General features: G+C 63.4%; 7 protein-coding genes. All 7 read right to left on the minus strand.

Translation table 11 applies throughout. The features are described from left to right. Positions 1 to 7: 7 nt before the first annotated feature. Positions 8 to 2,173 (minus strand): OPT family oligopeptide transporter, encoded by a 2,166-nt coding sequence (locus tag ACUN9V_RS17475; RefSeq protein ID WP_439286913.1) that lies wholly within the window; start codon positions 2,171 to 2,173, stop codon positions 8 to 10. 260 nt (positions 2,174 to 2,433) lie between these two features. Beyond that, positions 2,434 to 2,931, minus strand: coding sequence for a poly-beta-1,6-N-acetyl-D-glucosamine biosynthesis protein PgaD (gene pgaD / locus ACUN9V_RS17480; RefSeq protein WP_445512327.1), 498 nt, complete (start codon positions 2,929 to 2,931; stop codon positions 2,434 to 2,436). 14 nt (positions 2,932 to 2,945) lie between these two features. After that, positions 2,946 to 4,232, minus strand: coding sequence for a poly-beta-1,6-N-acetyl-D-glucosamine synthase (pgaC, locus tag ACUN9V_RS17485; RefSeq protein WP_439286917.1), 1,287 nt, complete (start codon positions 4,230 to 4,232; stop codon positions 2,946 to 2,948). Continuing rightward, positions 4,229 to 6,445 carry a poly-beta-1,6-N-acetyl-D-glucosamine N-deacetylase PgaB gene (gene pgaB / locus ACUN9V_RS17490; RefSeq protein WP_445512328.1) on the minus strand — a complete coding sequence of 739 codons (2,217 nt, stop codon included), beginning with the start codon at positions 6,443 to 6,445 and terminating at the stop codon, positions 4,229 to 4,231. Before pgaB ends, pgaC begins: the two co-directional genes overlap by 4 nt. Then, entirely contained in the window at positions 6,445 to 8,520 is a 2,076-nt protein-coding gene (gene pgaA / locus ACUN9V_RS17495; protein WP_445512329.1) for a poly-beta-1,6 N-acetyl-D-glucosamine export porin PgaA, read from the minus strand. Before pgaA ends, pgaB begins: the two co-directional genes overlap by 1 nt. A 613-nt stretch (positions 8,521 to 9,133) precedes the next feature. Further along, complete coding sequence (gene ssb / locus ACUN9V_RS17500) at positions 9,134 to 9,751, minus strand: single-stranded DNA-binding protein (RefSeq protein ID WP_445512330.1); 618 nt, start codon at positions 9,749 to 9,751, stop codon at positions 9,134 to 9,136. A 34-nt stretch (positions 9,752 to 9,785) separates the two neighbouring features. Then, on the minus strand, positions 9,786 to 11,168 hold the full coding sequence (locus ACUN9V_RS17505; protein WP_445512331.1) for an MFS transporter: 1,383 nt from the start codon (positions 11,166 to 11,168) through the stop codon (positions 9,786 to 9,788). Positions 11,169 to 11,266: the final 98 nt, after the last annotated feature.

Here is an 11,266-nt window from a genome sequence, read left to right on the forward strand (position 1 = left end):
CGCGGTATTATCCGGTTCTGGGCGATGCCAGCACGCGCCGATAGAAACCGATGCAGACGGCGATGAACACCACCAGCCCCAACCACTGAGCGGTGCCGGCGAAATCGTCGCCGACCAGCGCCAACGGTGCCGGCGCTCCGCTCAGACCAATGACGCCGGCCAGCACCACGCCGACCAGGCTCTCGCCGACGATCAGCCCCGAGGCGAGCAGCACACCGCGGCGGCGCGGCAGCTCCGAGGCACGCTCGACATCGTCGCCTCGCGCCAGCGCGCGGGCTCGCAGGCGGCGGTCGATCAGCCAGCCGAGTACGGCGCCGATCACCAGCGGCATGTTGATGCTCGGCGGCAGATAGATGCCGATCCCCACCGCCAGCACCGGCAACCGGGCGCTACCGCCCCGCTTGCGTAACCACTCGTCGACGCCGATCAAGGCGGCGCCGATCGCCACACCGATGATGATCATCGTCCATTCGAGATCGTGGGAAAACACGCCGCGCACGATGGCCGTCATCAGCGACGCCTGCGGTGCCGCCAATGCCTGGCCGGGATCCATTCCCTCGCGCGGCATCGCGCCGACGAAGCCGTAGGCGTTGTAGAGCAGCGACAGTACCGGCGGAATCACCATGGCACCGATCAGACAGCCGATGATCAGTGCCACCTGCTGACGCCAGGGCGTGGCGCCGACCAGATAACCCGTCTTGAGATCCTGCAGATTGTCATTGGAGATCGCCGCCACGGCGAGAATGACCGAGGTCACGAACAGCGCCAGCGCCGTGGGCAACATGCGGGCGACTTCGGGATCCAAGGCGTCGAAGGCATTGCTGACAGCGGTGAAGCCGAGCAGCAACAGCGACACCAGGATGACCGCGACGATGCCGATCCCCGAAATCGGACTGCTCGACGATCCGACCAGACCCGCCATGTAACCGCAGGCCGCGGCGATCAGAAAGCCGAACACGCCGGCGAAGATCACGCTGCCCAGCGTCAATGCCCAGAATGCGCCACCGGCCAGTTGCGGCGCTGCCTGATGCAGAAAGATCGCGAAGACCCCGGTCAATAGCACCAGCAGCACGCCGGTCAGGGCCAGAATGATGCCTGCCGGCAGGTCGCGGTCGGTACGCGGCTGCTCACGGAAGGCGCCCTGATCTCCGCGCATCGCGCCGAGCGAGGTGCGAATGCCGACCAGCATCGGCTTGAACAGTGTCGCCAGGGTCCAGACCGCCGCGATACCGATGGTGCCGGCACCGATGAAACGAACCTTGTCCGACCACAGTGCCATGCCGGCGTCGGCCAGTGACTGCCCCGCTTCCAACGGCGTGATGCTGGTCAGCCACGGTACCGCGATGCCCCACGCAATCAGCGTGCCGATCAACATCGCCATGCCGCCGACAATGCCCACCAGATAGCCGGCGCCGATCAGCGCCAGCGAAAAGCCGGTGGAAAGCTGAAAGGCCGCTCGGCCAGCCGAGAACCATACGCTGACGCTCTCTCCCAGCACGCGTAGGCCACCGCTGGCGATCGAAAACGCCGCCGCGACGACGCCCCCCAATAGAATCTCTCTGGCACCGGGTTCGCCAGCGATCTGGCTCTCGTCCTGGCGAGTCCGGCTTGGGTCCGCGCTCGCCTGCTGCGGGCTTGTGACGACCGGGCCTGCGACGACAGCGCTTTCGTCATCCGAGCGTTGATCGACGGATTCTTTTTCAGCCGACGTACGGGAACTGCGGCTGCCCACCTCGAGGATTTCCGCGGCTGCGATGCCTTCGGGATAGGGAAGATCGCTTTGCACCACCATCACCCGGCGAAGCGGAATGGTGTAGAGCACCCCGAGAATGCCGCCGATGGCGCAGATCGCCGTCGTCTGCCAGAACGGGAAGCCCTGCCAGTAGCCGATCATCAGCAGTCCCGGCAGCACGAAGATGATCGCCGAGAGCGTCCCCGCCGCCGACGCCTGAGTCTGGACCATGTTGTTCTCGAGCTTGTTGGCCCCTTTCATGCGACGCAGAACGGCCATCGAAATGACTGCGGCCGGAATCGCCGACGCAAAGGTCAAGCCGACCTTGAGCCCCAGATAGACGTTGGAGGCGGTGAACAACAGCGTGATGACGGCACCGAGAATGACGCCCCGCAGCGTCAGCTCGGGCAGGCGTGCTTCATCGGGAATGCGTTGTGACATGGAAACACTCTGGCGTAAAAGGGCTGATGTAAAAGGGCTGACGTAAAGGGAGTAGACGTAAAGGGAGCTGACGTACAGGAACTGACATAAAGGGATTGGCGCATGGGGCGGCGAAAAACGCAGCGCGCCTTCACCTGGGAGAGCGAAGGCGCGAAGCGTCGCATTTTCTGCACGCGCAAATCATTAGATGCCTATCGAGAGCGCTATTCTAGAATCCGCGAGCGCTCTCGTCGAGGCCCGCACAGCGGGCGTGCCGTACGTCATGACGGGCGAGCGCCTTCGCCCTCGGAAGTCCCGACGATGTTGCCCTGCGCATCGTGCCGGAGCGTCATGTGGCGGGAGCGCTGCAGATCGGCGACCTGGTCCGAGCTCACGCCGAAGGAGAGCGCCAGCCGTTCGGAAGTCACCGGTAAAGCCGGCCGGCGACGATCGGCATGCCGAAATCGACGGTAGTTGTAGAACGCCCAGATCAACAGCGCAGCCCCCGCCAAGGCGATGGTGACCGCGTAGATCGTCAGCGAGGACCAACTATGACCATGGTTGTTGATGACGTAGGCGTCGAACCGATGCCCGCCGAAGATCCAGCTGGCGATCGTGGCCAGAGGCAGGAACAGATAGAGCCACAGCAGCCAGCCGATGCCCGCTATCAGCGCGAATACGCTTCTCTGCCCCCGTGTCTGCAGGTCGGGACGATGAATGATTCGAGGCAGCCTGATGGCGCCCCGCTGCCGATGGATATCGTGATGAGACTCTTGCATGGCGCAAGCTCCTGTCAGGGTTGAATCCCGCGGTCCGGGCTTTTCCAGCGCGCCCGCTGTCGGCGCGAGGCCAGCAGTGTCTTGGGCACGGCGACGACCGCGGTCAACGTCGATAATGTCCAGTAGAGCAACGGATACCAGATCACCCAGAAGTAATGACGCAGGAACCCGGCCCGTTCATAGCGCTGGTCGATGCTGAGGCTGACCAGAAACTGGATCAGACAGGTGGCCCCCAGCAGCAGACCATTCCACTGCGGCAACAGCGTCGCGACATGCCAGCGCGCCGGTAACGGCACGAACAAGCCGACGCAGAACAGCACGGCGATGGTCAGCATGACGTAGGCCCACACCAGGCTTGTGAGATACTCGAGCGCGACGCCCCAGAAACGCCGCTGGCGCCAGGACAGCAGCCGCCTGCCGTAGCGCAGCATGACTTCGACGCCACCCTGGGCCCAGCGCAGCCGCTGCTGCCACAGCCCTTTCAGGGTTTCCGGCATATAGATGTAGCAGAGCGCTTCAGGCTCGAAACGGATATCCCAGTGGTTGATCTGCAACCGCCACGAGACGTCGATATCCTCGGTCACCATGTCCGAACGCCAGTAACCGATGCTGTCCAGCGCTGCACGATTGAAGCCCGTGATCACGCCGGAGACGGTGAAGATGCGGCCATAGGTGCGCTGAGCCCGTTTGATCAGGCCGATGATCGAGGAGAACTCGCCTACCTGAATCTTGCCCAGCAGCGTCGAGCGATTGAGAATGCGCGGATTGCCGGTGACCGCGCCGACACGCGGTCCGCCGGTGAGATGCTGCATCATCCAGTAGACCGCGAACGGATGCAGCAGCGCATCGCCGTCGATACACACCAGGTAGTCCGAGGGCGCCGCCAGCGCGCCGGCTCGCAGCGCCACCGCCTTGCCCTGGTTGGTGGCGAAATGAATCACGCGCAGGCGTTCGTACTTGTCCGCCAGACGGTCGAGGATCGGGCCGGTCTCGTCGCTGCTGCCATCGTTGATGGCGATGACATCGAAATCCGGATAGCGTGTGGCCAGCGCATAGCGGATCGTCTGCTCGACCTGCTCCTCTTCGTCGAAGCACGGCACGATGATGCTGACATGAGGCGCCTCCGGCCCCAGCTTCTCGAGCCGCGGGGTCATGTCTCTGCCGCGCTCGCGACGCAGGTAGAACCAGAGCCCGCCGATGATCCACATCCAGGCCATGAATATCGGATAATAGAACGCGAACGCGAACATCGCGTCCCGCCAGTCGATGGACCCGATCCAGGCTTCGATATCGGCAATCATGGCTGGCTCCGGAGGGGGAAGGTCGAGTAGGGAAATTCGTTCAGGCTCATGCCCTCGAACGTCGGCTGGAAGGCCGGTTTGCCGGCGATGAAATCATCCGGATAGTAGGCCAGATTCAGCGCGCCCCGACGTACCAGCTGGTGCATCCACCCCTTGAAGCGCTGTGGCTCGATCCAGCGCTTGCGCGCCCAGTCGTACGCCTGCAGCTCGAATACCGTCCTCTCGAGCCCGTCAGGGTGGCGCATCACCCGATCGACCAGCGTATCCAGCCAGCGGCTGGCGGTAGCACCGTCACGCGCCATGCCCGCCTCATCGAGATAGGGCATCGCCATCAGCGCCACTTCGTCGTAGTTGTCGAGGAACGGCCCCAGCGCCTGGGCGAAACGCGACTCGGCATCGGGGTCGAGCACCACTCGTGGATAGATGTTGCGGGCCACCCGGAAGCGATTGCTGAGATTGACGTATTCCCGCGCGCCGGCGATCGCCTGATGACTGAAATCGATCAGCGCCCGGGTCTTGTCGCGAGCACTCAGGTCACAGTCAGTGATCGCCCGCTGACTGCCGGGCCAGCGCGCCTCGGGGGCACAGGCCTGGGCGTCTTCGTCAGCCGCCAGATAGGCGTCGTCATGGATCAGGATGCCGTTGATACCCGAGGTGTTACGCGCCAGATCGGCATAGATGCCGCGCACGATCGCCAGTGCACGGGGGCGGAACGGGCTCAGCCGTCGATAGTCGCGATCCGCGACCTGACGATCTCCATCGACGCCATGCGTCTGCACGGCCAGCTGCTGCTGGTGCGCGCCATCCGGCAGGTGGAAGGCGAGCAGAGGCAGCCAGGCGTAGACATCGACTCCGGCACGGGTCTTGAGCTGCCAGGCGACGCGATTGAACAGATCGGCGCGCATGGGCAGGTAGTCGTTGGGGAAATAGAGCGCCGACGCGGTGCCGTCGCCATCGGGATCGGCGAAGGCCTGCAGATAGACCGTGCGCACCTGCATCGCCTGGATGCGGTCCAGCAGCGCGCTGAGGTTGGCATTGACCTGTTCGGGGTCGGCATCATAGAGATAGTCGAGATCCACCTGCACGGCACGCTGAATACGCTTGGGCGGCGCGACCGTCTGGGCGATCTGGGATTCGACGGCAACGGGGTCGGGGTCGTCCATGACCAGGAAGCGACCAAAATCCGGGCCGCTGGAGGGCGTCGACAGGCGCTGATCGCCGAGACTGAACGTGAATTGGTAGCCCGCCTTTCTGGCGATCGTCTCGGTCTTGGCATTGGTCGCGCCGTAAGGCCAGACCAGCGTGCGCGGACGAATACCGGTGTTGTGTTCGATGATGTCGGCGCTACGCACCAGATCGTCATGAACCCGCTGGCGATAGTCGTCGTCACTCTCGTACGCACCGCGGGCATCATCATAGCGCCGCGTCAAAGCCGCGGGTTCGACGTTGCCCTGCGGATTGGCCACGATCCCCTTGTGCAGATCATCGGTGTGCGAGGCGACTTCCACCAGACCCGAGGTCTGCATTTCGCGTACCTGATCCCAGTCGACGAACCCGGCACTGCCGCGCTCGCGGCCGTTGTAGCGCACCTCGTTCGCGGTGTCGCTTTCACCACCAATGACCGCGCCTTCCTGGAGCGGTGAGGCGACCGGATCGGTGTCGTCCGCCGTCACGGTCTCGCCGCGTCCGACGCGTTCGATCCAGCCGGTCTCCACCGCGAACAGGGCCGGGTAGTCGAACGCCTGCAGCAGCTGAAACACTCGGGTGTAGAAGCTTTCCAGGCCGTCGTCGAAGCTCAGCAACACCGCGTTGTGCGGCAGCGCGCGCTCGCCGTCACGGGCCGCCTGGACGTCGTCCAGCGAGATGGGATGCCAGTCGTTGGCCGTTAGCCAGTCGAATAGCGCCGCCAACCGTTGGGTATTGATGGCGTAGGGGTCGTGATCCACCGCGGCCTGGGTATCATCGCGTACATCGTGAAAACCCAGCGTCACGAAATGACCGGCAGGGATCTGCAGCGTGGCCGTATTCGGCGCATCCTCACCAGGCTCGTCGCGCTGAATACCCGCCGTCGCATAGGACGGGGCTAAGTCCGGCGCGATAGTGGCCGGCACGCTCGAGGCCGAGTCTTGCGCCACCGCCGCTGGCACCCCGCATCCCGCCAGTGTCGCCGCCAGCAGCGAACGGGCAATGATCGATCGCATCACATGACTCATTACAGCACCCCTTCGAAACCGAACTGACCCAACCAACGCTCCTCGCGTTCGCCCTCGTAATCGTGCTGTCCCCAGCCAACGCCGTAGTTGATCGACCAGGTCCGGGTCAGCTGCCAGGTGTGACCGTAGGTGACGTCGTAGCCGGGCGCGCTGCCGTAACCGGTCTCCCATTCGGACGCTGCTGCCAACGACAGGTTCTGGGTGAGCGAGTGATGGTAGCGCCGCCAGGTGAGCCAATCGTGCTCCAGCGCCAGCCCCACTGCGTGAGTGTCCTCGGGGTTGTAGTAGTCGCTGTCGACCTGGCTGTTGTGCTCGGCGGAGAGCGAGCCGATCAGCCGTGTCTGGTGATGGGCGCTGGCCTGAATGCGCTGGGTCAGATCGGCTGCGGCATCGCTGCGCAGGTTGCCGTCGCTGATATCGAGCGCCCCTAGCGTAAGCGTGGCTTGGCGGGATTCGTTCTGGCGCCAGGTGACCTGGGCCTGATAAAGACGCCCGTCCAGATCGTCACGCTCGGCGCGCAGCGGCGTTTCAGGAGACTGCGTCTGAGTGCGCAGCTGATACTGCCAGTGGTCGTCGAGCCACTGCGACCAGCCCAGCTCGAGGCCGAGATCGTCGCTGAAGTGCTCACCGCTCAGCCCCGCCCACCAGTGTCGACGCAGCCATCGGCGCTCGACGCCGACACCTTCGCGGTCGTGACGCTCGGCGCCCTCTTCGTAATCGCCCCAGCGATAGGAGTGCTCGACATAGGCCCGATAACCGCCCTCGCTCCAGGGCGAGTTGAGACGAAGCTGGTACTCGGCATCCTGGCTACCGTTGACGGCGTTGCCGCCATGAGAGCGGCCCAAACGGCCCTGCCCCTCGACGGAAAAGTGCTGTCGATCCTGCCACTCGAGACGATTGCGCCGGATCGCGCTGTCGGTCGGAAATTGCGCGGCCAGCGGCTCGATGGTGTGTTGCCAGCGTGGGAAGTTCTCGAGGTCCTGGGCGTTTTCGGCAATGTTCAGCCGGGTCGCCTGATCGCTGGGCGCATAGGCAGCCGCCAGCTCGGCGGTCGCCTGGGCCTGTTGGCACCACCCTCTCGATCGCTGGGCGGTGGACAGATCGTTGATCACGTCGGTATTGCGCGGCGCCTGCCGATAGAGACCCCTGGCCTGATTCAAGGCATCCGCTTCATGATGGCGGTAAGTGGCATCGAGTACCTGCAGACGATCGACCTCGCTACGCTCCCAATTGGGCACCGGCGAGGCTTTCGAATTCGGACGAGAACGCCAGGTCGGCGTATCGGCATCCATCTGCTGAAGTAAGTCGGTTGCGGCGGCGTAGTCTTCACTCTCCACCAGCGCGTAGTAGTACCCGGTGCGCACCGACAGCGGCGCCTGAGGACTGGCGTCGATCACTTCACGATAGAGACGTGCCGCGGTTTCGGGCTGGCGACGCGCCAGGTAGGCATCGGCGACGGGGCTCTTGGCGTAGGTCGGCACGCTGGCCGCGTCACGCTGTAGAGCTTCATAGTCATCGATCACCGCCTCGAAGCGATTCAGCTGGCGCAGCACTACCAGCCGGTCGAAGCGCGTCCGAAGGCTGGCCTCGCTAGCCGGCGGAAAACGGGCGAGATTGGCATTCAGCGACTCGAGCGATCGCGTCAACTCGACATCGCTCATCGCATAATAGTGTCGCCGCTCGAGCCGGGTCTGTTCCTGCGTGCCGTTGCGAATCGCCACCGTCACCACATCGGCCTCGAAGCGATCCTGCGTGGCCTGCGGCCAATCCGGCTGATACCGCTCGCGCAGTTGCTCGGCGCGGCGATGCGCGCCCAGATTGGCCAGGCTGGAAATCTGGGTCTGGATGGCCTGAGGGTTGTGCGGGGCGTATCCCAAGACACGCTGGGTAAGACGCAGCGCGGTCGCGGGGTGGCCCTGCTGACGCTGGCGCTCGGCGATGCCGGCCAGATCATCGGCATTGGGCTGCCCGGAAGGCCCGGCACGCACATCATCGCCATAGGCGGACGCTGGCGCGTCAGGCGCCGGCAAACGCCCCTCGGGAAACCGTTCGGCCGCCTGAACTGCAGGCGTCAACGACAATAGACAAAGCGCAAGCGGGACATGAAGAAGACAGGCACGAGCTCGACCTGAGCCAGTCCGCGAGTCCATCGAAAAGACACGACCTTCGACAGCCCTCGCGGTCCGACCGCGTAAGCAGGATATTCGCATTACAGGATTGAACCACCGTTATTTCCGTTAACACTCTGTTGCGAGAGCACTCAATTCCTTTGAGTGAGGCTGCGGGAAGGTAGGTCAACTTAGAAGTCAGAACGAGATCTTACAAATTAGTAAACATTGATATATTGATATATTTACTCGCCAGCATTCATTGAGTGCTCCTGAAAGCGGCTGATCTCTTTGACAGATGACGATCGCTGATCCCGGTTTTTCATAGGCCACTATTTTGTATGGCGTTTTTTAATCACCCGCAGAGGAACGAGAGAATCTTCAACCGCAAACGATGCCAGAACGATGCGCAAAATAAAGTGTAGAAACTTTTTGTTACAGAAGCTTGCGCTCCGATAGCCCTCGATCAATTGATCCATTCCCTGCCCTGTCGTCAGGCCTTCACGAGGCCAGTGACAAGAACGCCCCGCATTGCGGGGCGCCAAAAGTCGACGACAAACGGCTCATCGTTGTGAAGACCTCAGAACGGGATCTCGTCATCGAAGTCATCGAAACTACCCGGATTCGGGGCCCCGTAGTTCGGGTTCTGGTTGGGCTGCGGTGCAGCCTGCCCTGGCTGTGGCGGACGCTGCTGGGGCTGCCCGGACTGCGGCGGGCGCTGCTGGGGCTGTGACTGGCCGCCCTGGCTGCCCTGCGGCGGCTGATCGTAGCCACCCTGCTGGGGCTGCTGGTCGTAGCCGCCCTGGCCGCCGTACTGCCCCTGGGGCTGGGCATAGTCGCCGCCACCCTGGCCGCCACCAGCGCGGGAGTCCAGCATCTGCATGTCGTTGCCGACGATTTCGGTCGAGTAGCGATCCTGGCCGTCCTGTCCCTGCCACTTGCGGGTCTGCAGCCGGCCTTCGATATAGATCCGCGAGCCTTTCTTGACGTACTGCTGAGCGATCTCCGCCAGCTTGTTGAACAGCACCACACTGTGCCATTCCGTGCGCTCCTGACGCTGACCGCTCTGACGGTCGGTCCAGCTATCGGTCGTGGCGATGCGCAGGTTGCACACCGGATTTCCCGAGGGCAGGAAGCGGACTTCCGGATCCTGTCCCAGGTTGCCGATCAGGATGACTTTGTTTACACCTCGGGCCATCGTTGTCTCCTCGCATTCCTGCGTTGCGACGCCTTCAGGCGTCGGTTCGTTGCCATTGATTGCCTGCAATACCGGCCAGCGCGTCGACATCCAGGCGCTGGCGGTCGACCTTGAGATAGGCGACACGCTCTTCGCGTACGACCATGACGTCCTCGACACCGGCCACCGAGGCAAAACGCTCGAGTAGTGTATCGAGCCTGTCCATCGATTGCTCGTCGAGTGCGACGATCTCGCTAGAGAGATGACGCGGAGCCGGCATTTTCCACACCACCGCCAGCCAGATCGCGCCGACGATCGCCGCGCCCAGGAACACGCTCTGGACGCCGAACCCCTGGGACAGTGCCCCGCCCAGCGTACCGCCGAGGAAAGCCCCGAAGAACTGGCTGGTCGAATAGACGCCCATTGCGGTGCCCTTGGCGCCAGCCGGCGCCAATTTGCTGATCATCGACGGCAATGTCGCCTCCAACAGATTGAAGACGACGAAAAAGCCCCAAAGTAGGGTGATCAGAGTGACCCGGTTGTTCGCCAGTTCCCCGAAGCCGAGCAGGATCAGCGTCATCGCCGCGACGGCACCGACGAAGATGGGCTTCATCTTGCGATACTTCTCGGCCACGATGACCAGCGGAATCATGCCGAGAAACGCCAGCGCCATCACCGGCAGATAGACCCAGCCATGATCGGCCGGCGCAAATCCCAGGGCTTCCAGGCGAAACGGCAACGCCGTGAAGCACGCAGTCAGGATCAGATGCAGGGCGAAGATCGAGAAGTCCAGCCGTAGCAGATCGCTCTGGGCGAGCGTCGCGCGTAGTTGACGCCGATCGATGCCGACATCGCGATGCGGCATCCGCTGTGGCGCTTTCGGCACCAGTTTCCACAGAATCAGCAACCCACAGGCAGCCAGCACAGCGGTAAACCAGAATACGCCGGCGAGCCCGCCGATATTGGCCACCAGCGGGCCCACGACCATGGCGATGGCAAAGGCCACGCCGATGGAAAGCCCGATAGTGGCCATCGCCGCGGTACGGATCTCCTCACGGGTCTGGTCGGCCAGCAGCGCCATGATGGCGCCGGCGACCGCACCACTGCCCTGCAGGCAGCGACCGACGATGATACCGGTGATGGATGTGGCGCTGGCGGCAACGATGCTGCCGATGATGAAAAGCACGATGCCGCCGGCGATGACCGCCTTACGGCCAATGCGGTCGGAGAGCAGACCGAAAGGAATTTGCAGGATGGCCTGGGTCAGGCCGTAGCCGCCCAGAGCCATGCCGATGAGCAACGGCGTGGCACCATCGAGATGGTCGGCATAGAGCGCCAGCACCGGCAGGACCATGAACAGGCCCAGCATGCGCGAAGCATAGAGGCTGGCCAGCCCGACGATGGCACGTCGTTCGGTAACGAGAAAGCGAGAAGTCATGGAGGTCACAATATTGGGTGAACTCGGCCAGGCCGAGGGTGGTTCGGAATGAGCGACGCATTTTACCGCCCGCGTTCCGCCAGTGAAAGCAGCCGGCT

Source organism: Salinicola sp. V024, from assembly GCF_052645315.1.

Coding starts and splice junctions, on each gene's coding strand:
- pgaC (WP_439286917.1), bottom strand. CDS start 4,232: ATGATTGCCGATATCGAAGCCTGGATCGGGTCCATCGACTGGCGGGAC.
- ACUN9V_RS17505 (WP_445512331.1), bottom strand. CDS start 11,168: ATGACTTCTCGCTTTCTCGTTACCGAACGACGTGCCATCGTCGGGCTG.
- ssb (WP_445512330.1), bottom strand. CDS start 9,751: ATGGCCCGAGGTGTAAACAAAGTCATCCTGATCGGCAACCTGGGACAG.
- pgaB (WP_445512328.1), bottom strand. CDS start 6,445: ATGAGTCATGTGATGCGATCGATCATTGCCCGTTCGCTGCTGGCGGCG.
- pgaD (WP_445512327.1), bottom strand. CDS start 2,931: ATGCAAGAGTCTCATCACGATATCCATCGGCAGCGGGGCGCCATCAGG.
- ACUN9V_RS17475 (WP_439286913.1), bottom strand. CDS start 2,173: ATGTCACAACGCATTCCCGATGAAGCACGCCTGCCCGAGCTGACGCTG.